This is a genomic window from Aminomonas paucivorans DSM 12260 (assembly GCF_000165795.1).
In the GTDB taxonomy this organism is placed as follows: domain Bacteria; phylum Synergistota; class Synergistia; order Synergistales; family Synergistaceae; genus Aminomonas; species Aminomonas paucivorans.
The window spans coordinates 348,618-371,064 of sequence record NZ_CM001022.1 but is presented as its reverse complement, the minus strand read 5'-3'; the positions used below and the strand labels follow the sequence as shown (position 1 = coordinate 371,064).

Genomic DNA, 22,447 nt, shown 5'->3' with positions numbered 1-22,447 from the left:
CCTCGGACGCCCCCCGCGCGGATCCTCTCCCCTAGAGCCCCTTCACGTTCCGGTGGAGCACCGGCCACACCGTGGGCTTCTCGAAGCCCTTGCGCCAGGCCGCCACCCCCGCCAGGCCGTAGCGACGCACCAGGGAGGTCTTCAGCTCCAGGGACTGCTCGTTTTCCAGCCAGATGCGGTAGCGGCGCCCCCCCTTGCGGTATTCCGCGTAATGCTGCCCCGCCGAGGGAAGCCACACCACCGGGGCCCCGTTCTCCGCGATCCGCTGGTCCGCCGAAGCCATGGAGAGGGCCTTGGAACGCACCGAAACCCCTCCTCCCCGGGGGGTCTCCTCCCACTCCCGGGTGTAGAAGGGCACCCCCAGGAGCACCTTGTTCGCCGGCACCAGCTGCAGGAGGGACTGCACCCCCCGCTCCACCCAGGGCAGGGAGGCCACGGACCCCGCCCGGGGGCTGGTGCGCCAGTGCTCGTCGTAGGTCATCACCATGACGTAGTCCACCAGCTCCCCCAGGGCCTTCCGGTCGTAGCAGGTGGACCAGTAGGGCTTGTTGGAGAGCACCGTCACGTCCACGGAGACCTTCCGGCCCTGGCGGTGCAGCGCCTCCGCCACCCGCCCCACGAAGGCAGTGTAGGCGTCCCGGTCCTGGTCGGCGATGTTCTCGAAGTCCAGGTTGATCCCGTCCAGGTCCAGCAGCTCCACGTAGGCCGCCAGCCGGGCCACCGTCCGGGCCACCGCCCGGGGGTCGTTCAGGAAGACGCGGGTCCGGTCGGCTTTGAAACCGTTGTGCACCAGGGCCCACACCTGGGCCCCCCGAAGGTGGGCCCCCCGCACGTAGGCGACGGAGCCGTTGTTCTCCACCTCCCCGTCGGGCTGCACCACGAACCAGGAGGGGGAGATCACGTCGAGCCCCTGGGGGAACTCCGGATCCTGGTCCGGGTTCACCCGGAAGACCGGATCCCAGGCCAACAGGAAGCGCTCCGGCAGGGCGGTCCGATCGAAGGACAGGGGAAGGGAGGCCTCCGGCAGGTCTCCGGGACCCTCCAGGCGACGCAGGGTCCAGGACCCGTCGTCCCCCCGGTCCCCCCGGACCCCCAGGGCCCGCTCCCAGCCCCGGACCCGCAGGTACAGATCCCCGCTGACCGACTTGGCCCGGGCGTTGAGCCGCAGCCCCTCTCCGGGGGGAAGGACGACCCCCTCGGGCAACGACAGGTTCGTCCCGGGCTCCACCCAGACCCGTCTCGCGGGGTCGTCGGTAGCCACGTTCGCCCCCAGACGACGCAGGACCCCCACGGGGACCCACAGATCCTCCCCCTGGGCCAGTCCCTGCCCCACCTCGATGAGGTTCCCGTCGAAGGCCCCCATCCGCAGGACCACGGGCTCCTCCCCGAAGGCCCCCGAGGCCAGGACCGCTCCCAGAAGCACCCCCAGCAGGGCGCGTACCATGCCTCTCATCCGTCCACTTCCTTTCCATCCCTTCCCCACAGGCCCGGAAGGCCCCGGGGAAACCGATCCCGTTCGTCTCGGGGGCCACTCTAGCGTGCCCCCTCCCCCGGGGTCAAGAAAAGCGGGGGGCAGCCCATGAGGCCGCCCCCCGCCCAGGATGTCCTCTCCATCCCCTTGGGGAAGACCGGAGGTCCCGGCCCTAGGCCGCCTCCCGGGCGGGACGGCGCAGCCGGTTCCACCCGTACCCCAGCGCCATGACCCCCAGGGTCACCACCCCGGGGATCACCCATTCGGGCACATAGTTCACCATCAGGTGCCCCAGCTTCGGGTCCTCCGCCATCATCTTCCCCGCCGTCCAGGCGATGAGCCCCGCCCCGGCGTAGACGATGAGGGGGAACCGGTCCATCACCTTGGCGATGAGCTGGGCGCCGAAGATGATGAGGGGGACCGAGAGGGTCAGCCCCACCCCCAGCAGGACCAGGTTCCCGTGGGCCACCGCCGCGATGGCCAGGGTGTTGTCCAGGCTCATCACCAGGTCCGCCAGGATGATGGTGCGCACCGCCGCCCCGAGCCTGCCGGAACCCTGGATGGCCTCGTCCTCTTCCCGACTTTCCATGAGGAGCTTGGCGGCGATCCAGATCAACAGGACCCCGCCGAAGAACTGGATGTAGGAGATCCGGAGCAGCGCCACCGCCACGAGGGTCAGCAGGACCCGCAGCACGATGGCCCCCCCGCTGCCCACCAAAACCGCCGTCTTCCGCTGCTTCTCCGGGAGGTTGCGGCTTGCCAGGGCGATGACCACCGCATTGTCCCCGCTCAGGACCACGTTGACCAACATGATGCTGCCCAATGCCAGGAGCCATTCCATCATGGATTCCACGCTCCAGTCCGCCCGAGGCGGAAGATTCGGAGAAGAGCCCCCCTCCGGGAAAGGATGATAGCCACCCCGGGTGAACTTGTCATTTTATTGCAAGAGCAAGATCAATTCATCGAATCCCGAGGGAAACTCCCCGGTGGACCTGCTTTTCCCAAAGAATTGGGCATTGCATGCCATGAAACGATCAAGATGTCCATCTTGCGGGATTTTTCAAAATCTCCAGAGGATCGCCCCTCCCTCCGGGTGCGAAGGGAGGGGAATCCCTCGAAAACTCAAAGCCTTCCGACTTCCTTCCGGGGCTTTACAGACCGGGGAGGTTGGCTTAAGAATACGGGGTCCCGCCGGACCGGACGCATAAAAGATGAACCCTCAGGGAGTGGAGACGAATGGAGCATCTGATCTCGCAGTTCACGTCGGTGATCCTGGCGTTCACGTACAAGCAGCTCATCATGATGGGGGTCGGGGCGGCGCTGATGTACCTGGCCATCGTCAAGGAGTTCGAACCCAACCTGCTCCTTCCCATGGGCTTCGGCACCATCCTGGTGAACATCCCCTTCACCTCCGCCCTGGACCAGATGGCGGGAGGCAAGCTCACCGAGGGAGCGCTGACCTTGCTCTTCCACGCGGGAATCAGCACGGAGCTCTTCCCCCTGCTCATCTTCATCGCCGTGGGGGCCATGTGCGACTTCACCCCCCTGCTCTCCAACCCCAAGGTCTTCCTCTTCGGCCTCACCGCCCAGGTGGGGATCTTCCTCACCCTGGGGCTGGCGCTGCTTTTGGGCTTCAACCTCCACGAGGCGGCCTCCATCGGCATCATCGGCGCCGCCGACGGTCCCACCTCCATCTACGTGGCCAACCGCTTCGCCCCGCACCTCTTGGGCCCCATCTCCGTGGCGGCCTACACCTACATGGCCCTGGTGCCCCTCATCCAGCCCCCGGTGATCAAGCTCCTCACCACCAAGAAGGAACGGGCCATGCGGATGCCCTACGTCCAGCGGGAGGTGCCCCGGCGGCTCCTCATCGTCTTCCCCATCGCCGTGACTCTGCTGGCGGGGATCATCGCCCCCGCCTCCGTGGCTCTGCTGGGCTTCCTCATGTTCGGCAACCTGCTGCGGGTCAGCGGCGTCACGGAGCGCCTCTCCCAGTCGGCCCAGAACGAACTGGCCAACATCGTCACCATCCTCCTGGGCTTCACCATCTCCGCCACCATGACGGGGGACAAGTTCATCAACCTCTCCACCCTCATGATCATCGGCATGGGGCTCATCGCCTTCGTCCTGGACACGGCGGGGGGGGTGTTCTCCGCCAAGCTGCTGAACCTCTTCCTCCCGGCGCACCTGAAGGTGAACCCCATGGTGGGGGCCGCGGGGATTTCCGCCTTCCCCATGTCCGCCCGGGTCATCCAGAGACTGGGACAGGAAGCGGACAAGAGCAACTTCCTCCTCATGCACGCCATCGGGGCCAACGTCTCCGGACAGATCGGCTCCGTTCTGGCGGGGGGGATCCTTCTGGCCATCCTCAGCTAGAAGACCTTCGTTTCCTCCGAAAGGACGCGCAGAGGGGGCCCGGCATCCTCGCCGGGCCCCCTCTCGTCTCCTTCTGCCCCTTCGGATCAGTTTCCCGCCAGGGTCTTTCGGGCCAAGGACTCCACCATCCGTTCGTTCTCCGGGGGGTCCTGGCCGCCGTAAAGCAGGGGCAGGGGAACCACCCGCCAACGCTGCTTGCACGCCTCGGCGTTCTTCAGGTAGAGGCGGAAGTACTCCGTGGCCCGGGACTTGTCCTCCTTCAGGACCCCCACGGCCAGCTCCGCGGAGAAGGCAGCCCGGAAGAACGGGTCCTCCCCCGCCTCCATGTACTTCACCACCGAGGGGACGTTCACCTCCAGCTCCGGCAGGATGCCCCGGTTGCGGGCCGCCAGGCGCAGGTAATAGTAGACCTGGCCGTACTCCCCGAAGAGGGGGGAGAAGGACCCGGACTTGCGGAAGGGGTGCACCCGGAAGAGCCGCTCCGTCTCCTGGAGCACGTAGGCCACCAGGGCCCACTCCGGCGCCTCGGGCTTGCCCAGGGTGCGGTTCGCCAGGCCCATCATGCCGATCATGAGCCCCTCCAGGTAGAGGTCGAAGGTGGGACCGTGGCGCTTCTTCCCCTCCAGGGTGAGGATGATCTGATCCCCCGACCCGGGGAGCTTGCCCATCTGCCACAGGCTGCCTCCCGCTCGGACGTAGAGCGCCCAGCCGTACACCGCCGCCCGGGTGGAGTAGCGCTTCGCCTCCCCCAGGGTGCGGGACTCCGCCAGGGCCTTCCAGAGGTTGTACACCGCCAGGCCCTCCAGGTCCTGGGGGTCCTGGGCCGCCAGGTTTTCCTTGTCCACCCGGTTCGTCAGATCCTCCGCCAACCCCTTCGCCGCCGCGGGAAGCGGCATCCCCTCCTCGGCCCAGGCGGGCAGCCCCGCGATACAGCAGCACAGGGCAAGAAGCAGGATCCAGCCCTTCCCCATCCGTCGATCCCTCATGGTCCATCCCTCCCCTTCCGGCCCGGCGCCCCTTCGAGCCTTTGCCAGAGCATAGCACGACGGCGTCGCCGCGGCAGCCCAAACCTTGTCCCGAGCTTCTCCCTACCTCTATACTGCTGCTACCGGTCTTAAGGAAACGAAAGGGGGAAGTGCCTCGTGGCGAACTACGACCTCTATGCCATGTTTCTGAAGCAGGTGGATCGGGCGGAGCCCTACCTGGGGGCCAACGCGGAGCTGCTACCTCTGTTCCGGGAGCCCAAGGAGGTGACGGAGTACACCCTGCCCCTTCGCCTCGCCGACGGGTCCCTCCGCCTCTTCAAGGCCTGGCGGAGCCACCACAACAACGCCCTGGGCCCCTACAAGGGAGGGGTGCGGTTCTACCGGGACGCCTCCCGGGAGGAGATCGCCGCCCTGTCCGCCTGGATGACCGTGAAGTGCGCCACCGCGGGGCTGCCCTTCGGGGGCTCCAAGGGGGGCGTGCGGGTGCACCCCCAGGACCTGGACGGGGAAGAGCTGGAGCGCCTGAGCCGGGCCTACGCCCTGGCCACCGCGAGCACCACCGGGCCGGACCTGGAGATCCCCGCCCCGGACATCAACACCAACCCCCAGACCATGGCCTGGTTCCAGGACACCTACGAAAAGGTCCGGGGAGACAGCGTCCCGGCGGCCTACACGGGCAAACCCCTGGAGGTGGGGGGCTCCCAGGGGCGGAACGCCTCGGGGGCCCACGGGGGGGCCTTCGTGCTCCGGGAGCTGCTCCGGGAGCTGGGGATGGATCCCCGGGACGTCCGGGTGGCCATCCAGGGCTACGGGAGCCTGGGGATCACCGCCCACCAGGCCTTCGCCGCCCAGGGGATGAAGGTGGTGGCGGTCTCGGACAGCCACGGGGGGGTCTACGCCCCCGGGGGGCTGGATCCCAAATCCCTGGGGGAACACAAGCTGCTCACGGGGCTGCTGCGCCACTTCCCCGGGGCGGAGGACCTGACGGGGGAGGAGATCTTCGCCCTGGACGTGGACGTGGTGGTCCCCGCCGCCCTGGAGTGCGCCCTCACGGAACACAACGCGGACTCCGTGAAGGCCAAGGTGGTCCTGGAGCTGGCCAACGCCCCCACCACCCCCGAGGCGGACCGGATCCTGGAGGACAAGGGGGTCCTGGTGGCCCCGGACGTGCTGGCCAACTCCGGGGGGGTCACGGTGAGCTGCTTCGAGTGGATCCAGGGGCGCACCGGGGACTTCTGGTCGGAGACGGAGGTGCTCCGACGGCTGGACGAACGCCTCTCCGGGGCCCTGCGGGAGACCTGGACCCTCTCGGAACAGTTCCGCATCCCCCTGCGCACCGCCGCCTTCGTGCGGGGGGTGGGGAAGGTGCTTCGGGCCATGAGGCTCAAGGGGATCTGGCCCTAGGATGAAACCCCGTCCCCGACGCTCCACCCATCTGCTGGAGGTTCTGCTTCTCCTGGCGTTTCTGGGGGCGGCGGCCTTCGTGGCCGCCCACCTGCCCACCCTCCAGCGGGCGGGGGGCCTGCTGCGGGATTCCCTGGCCAGCGGGGGGCTGTTGGGGGAACTGCTGGGCTACCTGCGGACGGCCCTGCGGGACCTGAAGGACGTCCTGTTGAGCCCGGAGCTGGTGGGGCTGTACGTCCTGGTCACCGGGGGGGTCATCCTTCTGGAGAACAAGAACCCCGACCGGACCGTGGCATGGCTCCTGGTGCTGGTGCTCCTCCCCCTGGTGGGGCTGCTGCTGTACTTCCTGGTGGGACCGCGCTTCGTCGCCATGCGCTGGTTCCGCCGGTGCACCCCTTCCGCCTCCTCCGCCCTCACGGAGCTGTCGGAGGTCCAGGCCAGGAAGCTGGCGGAGGGGGACGCCCCGTTCCTTCCCCCGGTGGCCCCTCCCTTCGACCGGACGGTGCGGCTGCTGCTGCGCAACTCCCGAACCCCCCTTCTGGCCCACAACGAGGTGACGGTGCTCACCGACGGGGACGCCACCTTCGGGGCCATCCTGGGAGCCCTCCGGGAGGCGAGGTACTTCATCCACCTGGAGTACTTCGCCATCGCCAACGACGGCATCGGCAACGAGATCCGGGAGGTGCTGGAGGAACGCTCCCGGGCGGGGGTGGCGGTGCGGGTGGTCTACGACGGGGTGGGAAGCTGGAAGCTGGGGAAGGACTACCTGAACAGCCTCCAGGAGGCGGGGGTGGAGGCCCATCCCTTCCTGCCCGCCTCGTTCCCCATGTTCCGCCGGGAGTTCAACTACCGGAACCACCGGAAGATCCTGGTGGTGGACGGGCACACGGGCTTCGTGGGAGGGCTCAACATCGGGGACATGTACCTGGGGCGCAACCCGGAGATGGGCCACTGGCGGGACACCCACCTGCGCCTCCGGGGGGAGGGGGTCTCGAAGCTCCAGGAGATCTTCCTGCGGGACTGGCGGTTCTGCACCCGCAAACCCCTGGAGGGGGCGGACCTGTTTCCCTGCGTGGAGGAGATCTACCCCGAAAAACCCCTTCAGATCGCCACCAGCGGCCCCGACTCCATCTGGGAGGCCATCCTCCAGGGCTACTTCTCCCTCATCTCCGGGGCCCGGCGACGCATCTGGATCACCACCCCCTACCTGGTGCCCAGCCCGGATCTCATCGGGGCACTGAAGGTGGCGGCCCTGAGCGGCCTGGACGTGCGGATCATCATCCCCGGCAAGGCGGACCACAAGATGGTCTACTGGGCCTCCCGGGGCAACCTGGACGACCTGCTGGGGGCGGGGATCCGGGTCTACAGCTACCAGAACGGGTTCATCCACTCCAAGATCGTCCTGGTGGACGGGGAGGTGGCCTCCGTGGGCACCGCCAACATGGACCTGCGGAGCCTGGAGATCAACTACGAGGTCCAGGCGTTTCTCTACGACCGGGGGGTGACGGAGCGGCTGGAGGCGGATTTCGTCCAGGACCTGGCCCACAGCCGGGAGTTCACCCTGGAGGAGCGCCGCTGCCGTCCCCTGAAGGAGCGGTTCCTGGAATCCCTCTGCCGCCTGCTCTCCCCCCAGCTCTAGCTACCGGCGCTTCGCCGGGAACAGGTCGAACACCGTCACCTCCGGAGGGGCGAAGAGACGCACCGGGGGGCCCCAGGTGCCCGTTCCGGCGCTGACGTAGAGGAAGGCCCCCCGTCCCGCCCCCCGGAGGCGCTTGAGCCCCCGGGCGTAGCGATAGGCCGACCGGGCCAGGAGGTTCCAGGGAAACACCTGCCCCCCGTGGACGTGCCCCGAAAGCATCAGGTCGAACCGCCCCAGGGTGCCCCGCCGAACCACCGGGCGGTGCTTCAGAAAGAGCACATAGGGGCGCCTCCCCCCTTCCCCCCAGCCCTCCAGCAGCCCCTCCTCGTCCGCCCGAGGGGCGGTGGGGCCGTACTTGCCCCCCGGGTCGTCCACCCCCGCCACCCACAGGGGCCCCACCCGCACCGCCTCATTCCGCAGCACCCGGAAACCGCAGCGCCGATGGAACGCCAGGGCCTCCTCCAGCCCCGCGTAGAATTCGTGGTTCCCCGTCACCGCCAGGGCCCCCAGGCGGGGGCGGATCTCCCGGATCAGGTCCGCCACGTCCTCCTGCCCCTCCAGGGAGCCGTCCACCAGGTCCCCCGTGGAGACCAGAAGGTCCGGCTTGAGGAGGCGGATCTTCCGCACCAGACGGTGCAGGAACCGCAGGTCGTGGATCAGCCCCAGGTGCAGGTCCGAAATCTGGACGACCCGAAGCCGCTCCGTCCCCGGGGGGATCCGGGGGGAGCGCAGGGTCACCCGCACCACCCGCACCCAGGCGGCCTCCACCACCCCCCAGAGGGTGGCCGCCGTCGCCAGTCCCAGGGCCAGGAGCAGGTCCCCCGGCGGGGCGGGAAGGAGACGCCCCAGGGGGGCCAGGAGGGAGAGGGGGAAGAACAGCCGCCCCAGGAGGCCCGGGGGGCGGAGGAGCAGGTCCAGCCCCAGAAGGGACAGGAGGAAGGCCAGGAAGAAAAAGAGCCCTGCCAGCAGAAGGTAGGCTCCCAGGGTAAGGGGGTCCTTCCAGAGGCGCAGGCGCCCCTTCCAGGAGGAGGGGGGGAAGAGGGGAGCCGTCAGGAGCGCCCCCAAAGGAACCAAGAGGAGGGGCCAGGGGAGGCCGGGAAGGGGGTGGACGAAGCGGCCGTAGAACCCCAGGACCGCAGCAACCCCCAGGACCACCGTGCCCAGGATACCCAGGTACCCCGCCCGAGCCCGTTCGATCATCCGCCCTTCCCCCTTCGCCCCCGCAGGAAGCGCCGGGGTTTACCATTCTCTCCGCCCGGGGGGAGGGCGTCAAACCCGCAGGGGGTCCAGGAGCGCCCCGCCCCCTGGAGGGAAGGGGGCTACGCCCTCCCCGGCAGGGGGATCCTTCCCTTCTGCAGCAGGGATTCCAGGGACTCCGCGGGAAGGGGGCGGCTGAACAGAAAACCCTGCACCTGGGGATACCCCAGTCGCCGCAGCAGGTCCATCTGCCCCTCCTCCTCCACCCCTTCCACCACCGACTCCAACCCCAGCCCCCGGGCCATGGCCAGCATGGCCTCCACCAGGGAGCGGTTGCGCTGGTTCTCCGGCACCCCCTGGAGGAAGGAGCGGTCCACCTTCAGTCCGTCCAGGGCAAAGTCCTTCAGGTAGCTCAGGGAGGAATACCCCGTGCCGAAGTCGTCGATGTACACCCGGATCCCCAGGCGGTGCAGGCGCAGGAACAGCTCCCGCAAGGGCGCCCGTTCCCCCAGGAGACACTGTTCCGTGATCTCCAGGACCAGCCTCTTCGGGTTCGCCCCGGTCTCCCGCAGGGCCTCCTCCAGGGATTCCGGGAAGTGGGGGTCCCGGATCTGGAGGGGGGAGACGTTGACGCAGAGGGTGAAATCCCGAAAGCCCTTGTCCTCCCAGGAGCGCAGCTGCTTCAGGGCGTTGCGGAAGACCCAGGCCCCCAGGGGCTGGATCAGGCCGATCTCCTCCGCCAGGGGGATGAACTCGTCGGGGGGGACGAAGCGCCCGGGGGCCTCGGACCAGCGCAGCAGCGCCTCCAGGCCCACGAGACGCCCCTCCCGAAGCTCCAGGATGGGCTGGTAGTACAGGAGGAGCTGGTCCTCCTCCAGGGCCTTCCGGAGGCCCACCTCCAGGTTCATGCGTCGGGCGAAGTCCCGGTCCAGGTCCTCGGAGGCGAAGGAGTAGCCGTTGCCCCCCCGGGCCTTGGCCCGGTAGAGGGCCCCGTCGGCCTTGCGGATCAACATGTCCGACTCTTCCCCGTCCTCGGGGAACACCGCGATGCCCAGGCTGGCGGTGACGTACACCGGCCCTTCGGGGCCCGAGAAGGGGACCTGGAGGGCCTCCAGAATCCGCCGGGCCTCTCCCCCCGCATGTCCGGGGCTTTCCAGGTCCGGCAGGAGCACCGCGAAACCGTCCTCCCCGGTGCGGGACACCGTGGCCTGGTCCCCCACGGCGGCGGAAAGACGCTGCCCCGTCTCCACCAGCACCTGGTCCCCCATGAGGTAGCCCAGGGTGCTGTTGAGGATCTTGAACCGGTCCAGGTCGAGGAAGAGCAGCCCCAGCCGACGGTTCTCCCGGGCGCAGGCCCGCAGCTCCACCCGAAGGCGATCCTGGAGGAGGTGGCGGTTCGCCAGCCCCGTGAGCTTGTCGTAGTAGGCCTGGTGGAGGATCTGGGCGTCCTTGGTCTTCAGCTCCGTCAGGTCGCTGAACACCCCCACGTAGCGCACCGTCCCGGTCCCCTCGTCCTGGAGGGCCGCCACCGCCAGCCACTGGGGGTAGATCTCCCCGTTCTTCCGGCGGTTCCAGATCTCCCCTCCCCAGGTCCCCTCCCGGCGGAGGGCATCCCAGAAGCCCCGGTAGAAATCCTCGTCATGGCGCTCCGACCGGAGGATCCGCGGGGTCTTCCCCACCGCCTCGGCGGAGGTGTACCCCGTGATGGCCTCGAAGGCCGGGTTCACCTGTTCGATGAACCCCCGGGCGTCGCACACCAGGATGCCCTCCCGGGCCAGGGCGATGATTCCCTGGGCGATGCCCAGGGAGGAGGCCACGCGGCGGGTGGAGGAGACGTCCCGAAGCAGGCAGAGCACCCGGTTTCCGTCCAGGGGGCAGCAGAGCCCCTCCTGATGCACCGACTGCCCCCTGGACTCCCAGGCTCCCTCGAAGAGGTGCCGCCCCCCCTGATCCAGGACCCGCTCCACCGTCTCCCGGATGGGTTCGGCCAGCTCCCGGGGAAAGACCTCCTCCAGGGGGCGATCCTCCAGGGGGCCCTCCCCGGGCAGGGGCATCTGGGCCCCGGGGCGGGCCGCCAGGAGCTTCCCTCGGGGGTCCACCACCAGCATGGCGTCGGGAAGGGCCCGGAGGATGGCTTCCATCTCCCGGGTTCGGGACTCCAGCTCCTCCTTCATGCGCCGCTGGGCCGTCACGTCCTCCGCGAAGCCCTCCAGAAAGCGGGGCTCTCCTCGTTCGTCCCGCACCAGGCGGCAGGAGAGGCGCACCACCATGGCGGAACCGTCCCGGCGCCGCATGTCCATCTCGAACTGGAGCAGCCGGTCCTGCTTCCCCATGGCCTTCAGCATCTGCTCCCGATCCCGGGGATCCCCGTAGAGGACCCGGGCGTCCTCCCCCCGGGCCTCCATGAAGGACTCCACGGACTCGAAGCCGAACAGCCGGGCCAGGGCTGCGTTGAGCCACAGGAAGGCACCCTCGGGGGTGGAACGGAAGACCCCCACCACCGCGTCTTCGAGCAACGTCAGGAGATCGGAAGGTTGGACAGGACGGTCGGACACGAACCCCACCCCCTAGGCGGATACGAGGATCCCTTTGCCCAATTATAGGTGCAGAGGGCAACCCCTGTCACGGGACGACGAGCTGCCGCTTCAGGCTCCCCCCAGGGGTTCCCCCTCCCGAAAGACCCCGTCAGGAAGGCACCGGGCCGCCAGGGCGGTGAGCCCCACCGCCGCTCCCAGACGGGAGAGCAGGAGCACCCACCCGTTGGCCCCCACCGCCACGAACACCAGGGTGTCCTCCACCACCGCGTGGCACCCCACCAGGAAGAGCACCAGCAGAAACCGATCCTTCAGGGAGAGCCCCCCCTCCCGGGAGGCCTGGACGATCACCCCCGCCCCGTAGGCCAGCCCGAAGGCCAGCCCCACCACCAGGGGCAGGCTCGCCCGCCGGGAGATCCCCAGCAGCCGGGCGAAGGGGGAGAAGAGCCCCAGGAGCCGTTCCAGGACCCGGTAATCCCGGGCCAGCTGCATCAGCACCATGAGGGGAATGACGATGACCCCCAGGGTGACCACGGAGCGCAACCCCCCCCAGGCCACCCGAAGCAGCAGATCCATCACGCCGCCCCCAGGAGGGCCCGCAGGGACAACCCCGCCGCGACGGCCATCAGGAGGCGCACCCCCACCACCAGGGGGATGGAGAGCCCCAGCTTGCGGCACAGGGCGGTCTCCACGAAGAGGTTGTGGGAGAAGGAGAGCATCAGCGCCAGGATGGTCACCTGGGCGTGGGTCAGGGAGAGGGCCTTCATGGCCCCGATGGCGGCGTAGAGGTTCAGGGCGTTGCCCACCACCAGCACCATGGCGGCCTCTCCGGGAAGGCCGAAGAGGTCCATGAGAGGCTCGCAGGCCCGGGCCACCCACCCCAGAACCGGGGTGGCCCCCAGGAGGGACACCGCCACGTACACCGGCAGGGTGATCTTCACCAGCATCCAGGTGGTGTCCAGCCCCAACCGCCACCCCCGCCCCAGGGAGACCTTCAGGGAAGGCATCGTTCCGTCCATGTTCCGTCACTCCTTCGTCCTATCTGCGTCCCACCCGCGGTTTCCGCCCCCCAAGGGGAAAGCGGGACCCGCACAGATTAACACAAGGGAGAAGCGATCGGGGGACAGAATCTTTCAAAAGTATGGATCGAACCGGATTGTCCTTTGACCTGTACGGGAGAAGGGCCTATTCTGGTTCCATTGTCCGCATCGGGGAAGGGGAAGGATCCATGGGGTTCTGGGGGCTGGTCCTGAGTCTGGGGACGGCGGGGCTGTGGGCCGCGTCGCCGCTTCTGTTGCGTCTGGGCATGGTGGGCGTCGCCCCGGACGAGGTCAACCCCGTCCGCTCCCTGGGGTTCTGGGGGGCCTCCGCGATCCTGCTGTTTGCCCTGGACCCGGGAAGCCTCATCCCCCCCGCCCCAGGCCGGGTGGGCCTGCCCCTCTTCGCCAACGTGCTCCTGGGGAACATCCTGGGGGACGTGCTCTACTTCGCGGCGATCCGGCAGATCGGGGTGAGTCGTGCGGTGGCCGTCTCCAGTTCCTACCCCCTGGTGGTGACCCTGATCTCCGTGCTGTGGCTGGGGGAACGGCCGTCCCTCCTGGCCCTTGCGGCCACGGGGATCATCGTGGCGGGGCTGGTGCTGCTGCGCCTGGAGCCCCGGGAATCGGAGGTTCACCGGAGGCTTCCCCTGAGGGGCTACCTCTGTGCCCTGGCGGCGGCCCTCTGCTGGGGCCTGAGCATCCCCCTCACCAAATGGCTGGTCACGACAGGGGGCTTCACCCCCCTGGGGGTGAACTTCTGGCGCTCCTCCCTGCTGGTGGTGCTGGCGTGGAGCATCTGGCTCCTCCAGACCCGGGGACGGCCGGACCTGCGGGGGCAGATCCGCCGGGTTCCCCTGCGCTCCTGGGCGGCCCTGGCAGGGGCGGGAGCGGCGGGGCTGGCCTTGGGGGGCTTCGCCTTCGCCCTGGCCCTGACCCTGGCCCCCGCCTCCCTGGTGACCCCCATCACCGCCGCGAGCCCCCTCCTCACCGCCCTGGTGGCCACCCTCTTCCTGGGAGACCGGCTGCGTCCCTATCAATGGGGAGGCATCGTCCTGGTGGCGCTGGGGTCTGCGGCCATCGGCCTGAGCTGACCGGCTACCCTCTCAGATCCACCTTGGGCCCCTTGCCGGGCTTGACGAGAGGAGGGGCAAAGGGAGGTTCCCGAAGGATCTCCTCCGTGTCTGCGGCCACCACGTCCAGGGCCCCCGAAGGGACCGCCGCCGGGGCGGAGAGCACCAGGGTCTGCACGGTCCGCTGGAGACGCACCAGCTCGTCCCGGTCCAGGGGCTCGTTGGCCAGACGGGAGCGCTTCTTTCCCTTGAGGACATAGTAGTCGTCCAGGATGGCCTCCACGTTTCCCATGAACTTCAGGGAGGCCTGGTCGAACTCCTTCTGGTAGTGCTCCAGGAGTTCCGCGTTGCCCCCCCGGCGGGCCGCGTCGATCCGATCCGCCAGGGTGGACAGGGAAGCCACCAGCCGCTCCGCGTTCTGGGAACAGCGTCGGATTCGGTCTTCCGTCTTCGTCCGTTCCATCGCGCACCTCCTCGGAAGGCAGGGCATCCTGCGGCCCTGCGATCCTCCTATCTGGGAGTATCCTAGCAGGAAGTGCCCCGCAAGGAGGAACCTCATGCCGTCGGATCATCCATCTTCTTCCGCCCCGGAAACCCCCGAAACCGTCCCGCCGGTGGGGCAGGACGACGCGACCTCGCTCTTTCGTGCCCTGGGTTCCCGCAACTACCGGCTGTTCTTCGCGGGACAGGCGGTGTCCCTCACGGGCTTCTGGATGCAGAAGGTGGCCACGGGCTGGCTGGTGTACCGCCTGACCCGCTCGCCCCTGGCCCTGGGGGTGGTGGACTTCGCCGGCTCCATCCCCCTCCTGCTTCTGACCCCCTTCACCGGGGCCCTGCTGGAACGGTGGAACCTGAAGAACACCTTCTTCCTCTGCCAGGCCCTATGCTGCTTCCAGTCCCTGGCCCTGGCGGCCCTCACCCTGACGGGGCTCGTCTCCTACGCCCAGCTGGTGGTCCTGAACCTCTTTCTGGGGGTGGTGAACGCCTTCGAGATGCCCACCCGACACTCCCTGGTGCCCCAGCTGGTGGACCAGAAAGAGGACCTGGGCAACGCCCTGGCCCTGAACTCCTCCCTGTTCAACGTGGCCCGGCTGGTGGGCCCCTCGGTGGCGGGGTTCGCCATCGCCCGGATGGGGGAAGGCCCCTGCTTCCTGGCCAACGCCCTGACCTACTCCGCCACCCTCATGGCCATTCTGGCCCTCCGCCTCCCCCCCCAGGAGGGACCGTCCCCCTCCGCCCACGGTACCCTGGGGGACCTCCGGGAGGGGTGGCGCTACAGCATGGAAAACGTCCCCATTCGGTTGCTGCTTCTCCTGTTGAGCGCCCTCTCCTGGTTCGCCTTCTCCTACCTGGTGATGCTTCCCGCCGTGGCCCGGGACGTGTTGGGCGGGGACAGCCAGACCCTGGGGTTCCTCACCGCCGCCACGGGCATCGGGGGGATCACCGGGTCCCTCCTCATGGCGCGGCGCCGGTCCCCCCAGGGCCTGGACCGACTGGTCCCCCGGGCGGCAACGGCCTTCGGGGCGGCCATCGCCGCCTTCGCCCTCTCCCGGCACCTGATCCTCTCCATGGTCTCGGTGGGCTTCGCGGGCTTCTTTATGGTCCTCTCCCTGGTGGGGGCCAACACCCTGCTGCAGCTTCTTGTGGACGACGACAAGCGAAGCCGGGTCATGGGGCTGTACATCCTGGCGGTGATGGGCATGGCCCCCTTCGGCAGTCTCTTCACCGGGGCGCTGGGGAAGGTCTGGGGGACCCCGGAAGCTCTCTTCCTGGGAGGGTTGGCCACGGTGGCCTCGGGGCTGGGGGCGATTCGGGCCATGAAGAAGCAGGAGGAGACGGTGAGAAACCGCCTCGCCGCCCAGGGCCTGCTGGAGGGGAAACGGGAGGGTTAGGCCGAACCGGGATCGGGGCGTTCGGGGGGAGGGGTCAGGGCACCTCGTGCCCCTGGAGGGTACGTCGCAGATCCTCCGCGGAGGTCTGGACGTGGGCGCGCATGAGGGCCACCGCAGCCTCCCCGTCCTTGCGCCGCAGCGCCGCCAGAAGGTGTCGGTGGTCCTCCAGACTGGGGTTGCCGCTGCGCTCGAAGAAGTCCTCGTAGAACACCATGAAGACGAAGGTGCGGGCCAGGAGCTTCTCCACGTAGTCCGCCAGCACCCGGTTGCCCCCCGATTCCGCAAGGGTGCGGTGGAAGGCGGTGTTCACCTCCAGGTACTCCTCGAAGTCCCGGATCCGGAAGACCTCCTCCTCCCTCTCGATGCACTCCTCCAGGCGACAGAGTTGCAGGGGCGTGGCGTTGCGGGCCGCCCGCTCCACCGCCATGCACTCCAGCCCCTCCCGCACGTCGAAGGTGTCCACCATCTCCTGCAGGGACGGGGAGGCCACCCAGACCCCGCTGTTGGGCACCAGGACCACCAGCCCCTCCGCTCCCAGGCGCCGCAGGGCCTCCCGAACCGGGGTCCGGCTCACCTCCAGCTGTTCCGCCAGCCCCGCCTCGGAGAGACGCTGCCCCGGCTCCAGGCGCTTGAGGATGATGTCCCGCCGAAGCCTGCCGTAGGCGTAGTCCGCCGCGGAGGAGTAGATGTGGTTTTCCATGGGCTTCCTTCTCCCTCCCAGGTCATGGGGGTCTCGAAACGGCCTTGCGGTGCCTACCATAAGGAAAGCCCTCCGGTCTGTCAAAGCCCCGACGGGAACGGACCCCCTGGGACAGGACCGCCCCCTCCCCCACACCCGCCGCCACCCCGCCGTGATGCCCCGGCCCGACACCCCTATACGATCGCCTTGCTCCCCCTTCGGGCGGACCGTCTTGACAAGGGGACGGAGAGAGGATAAAACTGATTTGTATTCACTGGATACCAAGGATACTCTCTGTTCTATCTTGGTTTTTCGATTATTTCTGGGCTCCCCGGTTCCCGGGGACCTATCGCGAGGAGGGGACGGCACATGAACTGGGAGCGGCAATTCGGTCTTTCCGGCAAGACGGTGGCGGTCACGGGAGGAGCCTCGGGCATCGGCCGGGGCTGCGCGGAATTTCTTCTGGGCGTGGGGGCCTCCGTGGCGGTGTTCGACCTGGACGAGGTCAAGGGGCGGGAGTTCGAGGCCACCTCGGGAGGCAAGGCCCGGTTCTTCCGGTGCAACGTGGCGGACGAGGCCTCGGTGAAGGCCGCCGTGGAGGGCGCCCTGGCGACCTTCGGGGGGCTCTACGGCTTCGTGCACTGCGCCGGGGTGATCCGCCGCAAGAGCGCCCCGGATCTGGAGGAGAAGGATTGGAACCTGGTGGTGGACGTGAGCCTCAAGGGTGCCTACCTGATGGCCAAACACGTCATGCCCGTCCTGGCCCAGGGAGGCGGGGGCAGCGTGGTGCTCATCGGCTCCGGCTGGGGCGTCAAGGGCGGCCCCACCGCGGTGTCCTACTGCGCCGCCAAAGGCGGGGTGGTGAACCTCACCCGAGCCCTGGCCATCGACCACGGAGCCCAGAACATCCGGGTGAACTGCGTCTGCCCCGGGGACGTGGACACCCCCCTGCTGCGGGACGAGGCCCGGCAGCTGGGCTACGACCTGGACAAGTGGCTGGCGGAGAGCGCCGAACGCCCCATCCACCGCCTGGGCACCCCGGAGGACATCGCCAAGGCGGTGTACTTCTTCCTGAGCGATCTCTCCCCCTGGGCCAGCGGCTCCATCCTGGTCATCGACGGGGGCGGCACCGCCTGACCGGCGGGCCTTCCCCTGCTTCCCTCAACCTTCCAACGCTAAGGAGGACCACCATGAGCGAGACGTTCGTGCACCCCTACATCCCCAACTCGGACCCGGCGATCCAGCGCCGGATGCTGGAATCCATCGGCGCCCGGGACATCGAGGAATTCTACGCCTGCATCCCCGAGGCCCTGCGCTTCCGGGGCCGCATGGACCTGCCCGCACCCCTGGCCTCCGAGGCGGCGCTGCGCCGCCACGTCATGGGGGTCCTGGACCGCAACCGAACCTGCGACGAGGCTCTGAGCTTCCTGGGAGGGGGCTGCTACCAGGCCCAGGTCCCGGCGGTGTGCGACGAGGTGAACCGGCGGTCGGAGTTCCTCACCGCCTACGCCGGGGAGCCCTATGAGGACCACGGGCGCTTCCAGGCCCTCTTCGAGTACGAGAGCCTCATGGCGGAGCTGCTGGAGACGGAGGTGGTGAACGTGCCCACCTACGACGGCTCCCAGGCCGCCGCCACGGCGCTGCGCATGGCCTGCCGCATCACCGGGCGGGACGAGGTGCTGGTCAGCGCCGCCACGAACCCCGACCGGCTCCGGGTGATCCGCAACTATCTGCGCCCGGACGTGAAGGTGACCCTCTTCGGCTTCCACGCCGCCACGGGGGAGGCGGACCTGGAGGACCTGAACCGGAAGCTCTCCTCCTCCACCGCCTCGGTCTACTTCGAGAACCCCTCCTTTCTGGGGGGCATCGGGACCCTGGGACAACAGATGGCCGATGCGGCCCACGCCGTCGGGGGGCTGCTGACGGTCTTCGCGGATCCCGCCTCCCTGGGGGTGCTCACCCCTCCCAGCGGCTACGGGGCGGACCTGACCTGCGGGGAGATCCAGCCTCTGGGCATCCACATGTACTACGGCGGCGGCCGGGGGGGCTTCATCGCCTCCGCCGACGAGGAACGGTTCGTGCAGGAGTACCCCTCCCGGCTCTTCGGCGTCGCCCCCACGGAGAAGGGGGAATGGGGCTTCGGGGACGTGGCCTGGGAGCGCACCTCCTTCGCCAAGCGGGAGGACGGCAAGGAGTTCGTGGGCACCGCCGCGGCCCTGTGGGGCATCACCGCGGGGGTCTACCTGGCCCTCATGGGCCCCAAAGGAATGCAGGAGCTGGGGACGGGGCTCATGCAGCGGGCCCGATACCTGGCAAAGCGCCTGAACGAGCTTCCCGGGGTGAAGGCCCCCGCCCTCACCGGGACCCCCTTCCGGGAGTTCCCGGTGAACTTCGACGGCACGGGGCTTTCGGTGAAGGAGATCAACCGGCGGCTCCTGGAGCGGAACATCTACGGCGGTCAGGACCTGTCCGAAGAATTCCCCTCCCTGGGGCAGAGCGCCCTGTACTGCACCTCGGAGCTGCACACCGACGCGGACCTGGACCGGCTGGCCTCGGAGCTGGCCGCCTGCCTGAAGGGATAGGGAGGAGACCCCCATGAAGACCAACCCCAAGACGGAACCCCGGGACTTCCACCAGGCCCGGTGGGACGAACCCATCCTCTTCGAGCTTTCCTCCCCCGGGGAGCGGGGCGTCCAGGTGCCCGCTCCGGGTCCCGCCGCGGCGGCCTGCGGCGACCCCCTTCGGGATCTGCCCGAGGGCATGAGGCGGAAGACCCCCCCGGCGCTGCCGGAGATGGCCCAGATGCGGGTGCTGCGGCACTACCTGCGCCTCTCCCAGGAGAACCTGGGGGCGGACCTGAACGTGGACATCGGCCAGGGCACCTGCACCATGAAGTACAGCCCCAAGATCAACGACCAGTTCGCCGCCTCCCCCAAGCTGGCGGAGCTGCACCCCCTGCAGGACCCCTCCACGGTGCAGGGAGCCCTGGAGATCCTCCACGAGACGGAGCGCTTCCTGAAGGAAGTGTCCGGACTCGATCGGTTCTGCCTGCACCCCGGCGGGGGCTCCCAGGCCATCCTGGGCATCGGCTCGGTGATCCGCAACTGGGTGGACGCCCAGGGCCTGAGCGGCCAGAAGGACGAGATCGTCACCACCATCTTCTCCCACCCCTCCAACCCGGCGGTGGCGAAGATCAAGGGCTTCAAGGTGGTCACCGTCTACCCCGACCCGGTGACGGGGCGCCCGGACCTGGAGGCCTTCAAGGCCGCGGTGAACGAGCGCACCGCCGCCCTGCTCATCACCAACCCCGAGGACATCGGGATCTACAACCCCCACATCCGGGAGATGACGGACCTGGTGCACTCCGTGGGGGGGCTGTGCAGCTACGACCAGGCCAACGCCAACGGCATCCTGGGCATCACCCGGGCCAAGGAGGCAGGCTTCGACCTGTGCTTCTTCAACCTGCACAAGACCTTCTCCTCCCCCCACGGCTGCGGCGGCCCGGGCAGCGGCGTGTTCGGGGTTCGGGAGCACCTGGTGCCCTTCCTGCCCGCCCCGGTGGTGGACAAGGACGCCCAGGGCCGGTTCTTCCTCCAGTACCAGGGAGTGGACCGGGAGAACCGCATCAAGGACTACTACGGGGTACTGCCCGCCATCGTGCGGGCCTACGCCTGGATCCTGAGCCTGGGGGACGAGGGGCTGCGCGAGGTGGCCCGGGTCTCCATCCTCAACAACAACTACATCTTCCGCAAGATCCTTCAGATCCCCGGCTTCGAGGCTCCCTACGCGAAGGGAGAGCACCGGATGGAGCAGGTGCGCTACAGCATGCAGGATCTGATGGACGCCACGGGGTGCGGCATCGGGGACGTGCAGAACCGGATCTTCGACTACGGCATGCACATCTGGAGCAGCCACGAACCCTGGCTGGTGCCCCAACCCTTCACGGTCGAACCCACGGAGTCCTACTCCGTGGAGGAGATGGACGAATACGTGGCGGTGCTGGAGCGCATCGCCCGGGAGGCTCGGGAGAACCCGGAGATCCTGAAGCATGCCCCCCATCGCAGCACCATCCACCATGTGGACCACGACGCCCTGGAGGACCCGAAGCGCTGGGCCATCACCTGGCGGGCCTACCAGAGGAAGTACCGGGGCTACTTCGAGCCCCGAAGCTAGACGTCCCGAGGGAAGGGGGAGTCTCCATGGCGCGGTACGAGGAACTGGAGGACAAGCGGGTCCTGGTGACCGGGGCGGCCAGCGGCATCGGCCTGGCCACGGCGAAGCGCTTCGCCGCCGAGGGAAGCCGGGTTTTCCTGGTGGACCGGGACGGGGCGGCGCTGGACGCGGCCCTGGAGGACTCCTCCTTCGCGGGGGGCGCTCGGGCGGACGTGTCCTCGGAGGAGGAGGTTCGAGGAGCCTTCGAGGCCCTGGATCGCACCCTGGGGGGCATCGACGTGCTGGTGTCCAACGCGGGGATCAGTGTGCGCAACCCCTGCCTGGACATCCCCTACGAGCAGTGGAACCGGGTGATGGGGATCAACCTGGGGGGCATGTTCCTCTGCTCCCGTGAGGCGGGGCGGCGCATGGTCGCCCAGGGCTCCGGGGTGATCCTCATGACCGCCTCCAGCAACGGGACGGAAGGGCACCGCTGGTATGGGGACTACAACGCCTCCAAGGCGGGGGTGATCCTCCTCACCAAGACCCTGGCCCTGGAGCTGGCCCCGACGGTGCGGGTGAACTGCGTCTGCCCGGGATACGTCCTCACCCCCATGCAGAAGGCGGAGTACACCCCGGAGATGCTGGCCCGGGTGAACGAGGGCATCCCCATGAAGCGTCACGCCGAGCCGGAGGAGGTGGCGGCGCTCTTCGCCTTCCTGGCCTCCGACGACGCCCGGTACTTCACCGGGGCGGACCTGCGCCTGGACGGCGGGGAGACCGCGGGACTCTATCCGTGACGGAGGGTCGCTTCCCCGCCCCCCTGCGGGTGGGACTCCTGGTGAACCCCGTGGCGGGCATGGGGGGAGCGGTGGGGCTCAAGGGCACCGACGGCGATTCGGTGCTGGCGGAAGCCCGCGCGAGGGGCGCGGTTCCCCGGGCCCAGGCCCGGGTGCGCCGCGCCCTGGAGGAGCTTCGCCCCCTGGCGGACCGGATCCTCCTGCTCTGCGGCCCCGGCCCCATGGGGGAGGACCTGGCCCGGGAGATGGGCTTCTCCGTGCAGCCCCTGTTCCCCGCCCCGGATCGACCCACCCGGGGGGAGGACACGGCCCGGGGGGCGGCCCTGCTGGAGGACGCGGGGGCAAGCCTGGTGCTCTTCGCCGGGGGGGACGGAACCGCCCGGGACGTGGCGGAGACTTTGGAAACCCGCATCCCCGCAGTGGGCATCCCCGCGGGGGTGAAGATCCACTCCGCCGTCTTCGCCACGGACCCGGCCAGCGCGGGCAGGCTGGCGGTCTCGTTCCTGGAGGGCAAGGCCCGGCAGGAGCGGGAGCTGGAGGTGATGGACCTGGACGAGGAGGCCTACCGACAGGGTCGGGTTTCCGCCCGGCTCTTCGGGTTCCTCCGGGTCCCCTACCAGCGGGGACGGGTGCAGGGACTCAAGAGCGGCACCCCCGCCAGCGACCGGGCACAGCAGGCCGCTCTGGCCCAGGGGTTTCTGGAGATCCGGGACCCGAAGCGCCTGACCCTGGTGGGGCCCGGCACCACCCCCCGGGCGGTTCTGGACGAGCTGGGGCTGGAGGGAACCCTCCTGGGAGTGGATGCCCTCCTGGAGGACCGCCTCCTGGCCCGGGATCTGAACGAACGGGACCTCCTGGACCTGCTGGACCGACACCCCCGAACCCTGGCCCTGGTCACCCCCATCGGGGGACAGGGGTTCCTCTTCGGTCGGGGCAACCAGCAGTTCAGCCCGGCGGTGCTGCACCGTCTGGGACGAAGGAACATCCTGCCCGTGGCCACTCCGGGAAAGCTCCAGTCCCTGGGGGGCGTCCTGCGCCTGGACACGGGAGACGAGGAGGTGGATCGGATGCTCTCCGGGCCCTGGCGGGTTCTCACGGGGTTCCGGGAATGGGCCATGGTCCGGGCGATCCTCTAGGACCCCCGGCGCGGCGTCACACCGGCTAGGAATCTGGAACGAGACGACCCGAGGAGGTGGGACCTGATATG

19 protein-coding genes are annotated in these 22,447 nt (G+C 68.9%); 10 read left to right on the top strand and 9 right to left on the bottom strand.

Annotation, left to right across the window (positions count from 1 at the left end):
• Positions 1–31: 31 nt before the first annotated feature.
• Positions 32–1,453 (bottom strand): glycosyl hydrolase family 18 protein, encoded by a 1,422-nt coding sequence (locus APAU_RS01615; RefSeq protein ID WP_006299910.1) that lies wholly within the window; start codon positions 1,451–1,453, stop codon positions 32–34.
• Positions 1,454–1,643: 190 nt separating this feature from the next.
• The gene (locus APAU_RS01610) at positions 1,644–2,315 is read right to left on the bottom strand and encodes a TerC family protein (protein ID WP_006299909.1); all 672 of its coding nucleotides are present in this window, start codon (positions 2,313–2,315) and stop codon (positions 1,644–1,646) included.
• 392 nt (positions 2,316–2,707) lie between these two features.
• Here APAU_RS01610 and APAU_RS01605 point away from each other — a divergent pair, with 392 nt between their 5' ends.
• A complete protein-coding gene (locus APAU_RS01605; protein ID WP_006299908.1) occupies positions 2,708–3,847 on the top strand; it encodes a sodium ion-translocating decarboxylase subunit beta in 1,140 nt (379 codons plus the stop codon).
• Between the two features lie 86 nt (positions 3,848–3,933).
• Here the strand turns inward: APAU_RS01605 and APAU_RS14500 are convergent, their stop codons facing one another.
• Entirely contained in the window at positions 3,934–4,833 is a 900-nt protein-coding gene (locus APAU_RS14500; RefSeq protein WP_006299907.1) for a hypothetical protein, read from the bottom strand.
• 156 nt (positions 4,834–4,989) lie between these two features.
• Here APAU_RS14500 and APAU_RS01595 point away from each other — a divergent pair, with 156 nt between their 5' ends.
• On the top strand, positions 4,990–6,237 hold the full coding sequence (locus tag APAU_RS01595) for a Glu/Leu/Phe/Val family dehydrogenase (RefSeq protein WP_006299906.1): 1,248 nt from the start codon (positions 4,990–4,992) through the stop codon (positions 6,235–6,237).
• 1 nt (position 6,238) lies between these two features.
• Positions 6,239–7,876, top strand: a complete 1,638-nt coding sequence (cls, locus tag APAU_RS01590; RefSeq protein WP_006299905.1) for a cardiolipin synthase — start codon at positions 6,239–6,241, stop codon at positions 7,874–7,876.
• Here cls and APAU_RS01585 read toward each other — a convergent pair whose 3' ends face one another.
• The 4 genes from APAU_RS01585 to APAU_RS01570 all read right to left on the bottom strand — a co-directional run bounded on the left by APAU_RS01585 (position 7,877) and on the right by APAU_RS01570 (position 12,626).
• On the bottom strand, positions 7,877–9,076 hold the full coding sequence (locus APAU_RS01585; protein WP_006299904.1) for a metallophosphoesterase: 1,200 nt from the start codon (positions 9,074–9,076) through the stop codon (positions 7,877–7,879).
• A gap of 119 nt (positions 9,077–9,195) precedes the next feature.
• A complete protein-coding gene (locus tag APAU_RS14495; protein WP_006299903.1) occupies positions 9,196–11,628 on the bottom strand; it encodes a sensor domain-containing protein in 2,433 nt (810 codons plus the stop codon).
• A gap of 90 nt (positions 11,629–11,718) precedes the next feature.
• Positions 11,719–12,183, bottom strand: a complete 465-nt coding sequence (locus tag APAU_RS01575) for a nucleoside recognition domain-containing protein (RefSeq protein ID WP_006299902.1) — start codon at positions 12,181–12,183, stop codon at positions 11,719–11,721.
• Positions 12,183–12,626, bottom strand: coding sequence for a nucleoside recognition domain-containing protein (locus APAU_RS01570; protein ID WP_006299901.1), 444 nt, complete (start codon positions 12,624–12,626; stop codon positions 12,183–12,185). The genes APAU_RS01575 and APAU_RS01570 overlap by 1 nt, the downstream gene beginning before the upstream one ends.
• A 209-nt stretch (positions 12,627–12,835) precedes the next feature.
• Here APAU_RS01570 and APAU_RS01565 point away from each other — a divergent pair, with 209 nt between their 5' ends.
• The gene (locus tag APAU_RS01565; protein ID WP_006299900.1) at positions 12,836–13,738 is read left to right on the top strand and encodes a DMT family transporter; all 903 of its coding nucleotides are present in this window, start codon (positions 12,836–12,838) and stop codon (positions 13,736–13,738) included.
• 4 nt (positions 13,739–13,742) lie between these two features.
• Here APAU_RS01565 and APAU_RS01560 read toward each other — a convergent pair whose 3' ends face one another.
• Entirely contained in the window at positions 13,743–14,180 is a 438-nt protein-coding gene (locus APAU_RS01560; protein WP_006299899.1) for a hypothetical protein, read from the bottom strand.
• Positions 14,181–14,274: 94 nt separating this feature from the next.
• Between APAU_RS01560 and APAU_RS01555 the strand changes: the two genes are divergently transcribed.
• A complete protein-coding gene (locus APAU_RS01555) occupies positions 14,275–15,609 on the top strand; it encodes an MFS transporter (RefSeq protein ID WP_006299898.1) in 1,335 nt (444 codons plus the stop codon).
• Positions 15,610–15,643: 34 nt separating this feature from the next.
• Here APAU_RS01555 and APAU_RS01550 read toward each other — a convergent pair whose 3' ends face one another.
• Positions 15,644–16,309 carry a GntR family transcriptional regulator gene (locus tag APAU_RS01550; protein ID WP_006299897.1) on the bottom strand — a complete coding sequence of 222 codons (666 nt, stop codon included), beginning with the start codon at positions 16,307–16,309 and terminating at the stop codon, positions 15,644–15,646.
• A gap of 348 nt (positions 16,310–16,657) precedes the next feature.
• Here APAU_RS01550 and APAU_RS01545 point away from each other — a divergent pair, with 348 nt between their 5' ends.
• Genes APAU_RS01545 through APAU_RS14490 form a run of 5 tightly spaced genes read left to right on the top strand, consistent with a single transcriptional unit; the run spans position 16,658 to position 22,376 of the window.
• Positions 16,658–17,425 (top strand): SDR family NAD(P)-dependent oxidoreductase, encoded by a 768-nt coding sequence (locus APAU_RS01545; RefSeq protein ID WP_006299896.1) that lies wholly within the window; start codon positions 16,658–16,660, stop codon positions 17,423–17,425.
• Between the two features lie 53 nt (positions 17,426–17,478).
• Positions 17,479–18,870: an aminomethyl-transferring glycine dehydrogenase subunit GcvPA gene (gene gcvPA, locus APAU_RS01540; protein ID WP_006299895.1), complete on the top strand. Its 1,392-nt coding sequence runs from the start codon at positions 17,479–17,481 to the stop codon at positions 18,868–18,870.
• A gap of 13 nt (positions 18,871–18,883) precedes the next feature.
• Positions 18,884–20,461: an aminomethyl-transferring glycine dehydrogenase subunit GcvPB gene (gcvPB, locus tag APAU_RS01535; protein WP_006299894.1), complete on the top strand. Its 1,578-nt coding sequence runs from the start codon at positions 18,884–18,886 to the stop codon at positions 20,459–20,461.
• A 26-nt stretch (positions 20,462–20,487) separates the two neighbouring features.
• Positions 20,488–21,240 carry an SDR family NAD(P)-dependent oxidoreductase gene (locus APAU_RS01530; RefSeq protein WP_006299893.1) on the top strand — a complete coding sequence of 251 codons (753 nt, stop codon included), beginning with the start codon at positions 20,488–20,490 and terminating at the stop codon, positions 21,238–21,240.
• Positions 21,237–22,376: an ATP-NAD kinase family protein gene (locus APAU_RS14490; protein WP_006299892.1), complete on the top strand. Its 1,140-nt coding sequence runs from the start codon at positions 21,237–21,239 to the stop codon at positions 22,374–22,376. Before APAU_RS01530 ends, APAU_RS14490 begins: the two co-directional genes overlap by 4 nt.
• Positions 22,377–22,447 lie beyond the last annotated feature (71 nt).

What these genes read in the sequence shown, in the direction of transcription:
- APAU_RS01545 (WP_006299896.1), top strand. Translation starts at nt 16,658, where the DNA reads ATGAACTGGGAGCGGCAATTCGGTCTTTCCGGCAAGACGGTGGCGGTC.
- APAU_RS01550 (WP_006299897.1), bottom strand. Translation starts at nt 16,309, where the DNA reads ATGGAAAACCACATCTACTCCTCCGCGGCGGACTACGCCTACGGCAGG.
- gcvPA (WP_006299895.1), top strand. Translation starts at nt 17,479, where the DNA reads ATGAGCGAGACGTTCGTGCACCCCTACATCCCCAACTCGGACCCGGCG.
- APAU_RS01575 (WP_006299902.1), bottom strand. Translation starts at nt 12,183, where the DNA reads ATGGATCTGCTGCTTCGGGTGGCCTGGGGGGGGTTGCGCTCCGTGGTC.
- APAU_RS01560 (WP_006299899.1), bottom strand. Translation starts at nt 14,180, where the DNA reads ATGGAACGGACGAAGACGGAAGACCGAATCCGACGCTGTTCCCAGAAC.
- gcvPB (WP_006299894.1), top strand. Translation starts at nt 18,884, where the DNA reads ATGAAGACCAACCCCAAGACGGAACCCCGGGACTTCCACCAGGCCCGG.
- APAU_RS14500 (WP_006299907.1), bottom strand. Translation starts at nt 4,833, where the DNA reads ATGAGGGATCGACGGATGGGGAAGGGCTGGATCCTGCTTCTTGCCCTG.
- APAU_RS01530 (WP_006299893.1), top strand. Translation starts at nt 20,488, where the DNA reads ATGGCGCGGTACGAGGAACTGGAGGACAAGCGGGTCCTGGTGACCGGG.
- APAU_RS01565 (WP_006299900.1), top strand. Translation starts at nt 12,836, where the DNA reads ATGGGGTTCTGGGGGCTGGTCCTGAGTCTGGGGACGGCGGGGCTGTGG.
- cls (WP_006299905.1), top strand. Translation starts at nt 6,239, where the DNA reads ATGAAACCCCGTCCCCGACGCTCCACCCATCTGCTGGAGGTTCTGCTT.
- APAU_RS01605 (WP_006299908.1), top strand. Translation starts at nt 2,708, where the DNA reads ATGGAGCATCTGATCTCGCAGTTCACGTCGGTGATCCTGGCGTTCACG.
- APAU_RS01555 (WP_006299898.1), top strand. Translation starts at nt 14,275, where the DNA reads ATGCCGTCGGATCATCCATCTTCTTCCGCCCCGGAAACCCCCGAAACC.
- APAU_RS01570 (WP_006299901.1), bottom strand. Translation starts at nt 12,626, where the DNA reads ATGGACGGAACGATGCCTTCCCTGAAGGTCTCCCTGGGGCGGGGGTGG.
- APAU_RS01610 (WP_006299909.1), bottom strand. Translation starts at nt 2,315, where the DNA reads ATGATGGAATGGCTCCTGGCATTGGGCAGCATCATGTTGGTCAACGTG.
- APAU_RS01615 (WP_006299910.1), bottom strand. Translation starts at nt 1,453, where the DNA reads ATGAGAGGCATGGTACGCGCCCTGCTGGGGGTGCTTCTGGGAGCGGTC.
- APAU_RS01585 (WP_006299904.1), bottom strand. Translation starts at nt 9,076, where the DNA reads ATGATCGAACGGGCTCGGGCGGGGTACCTGGGTATCCTGGGCACGGTG.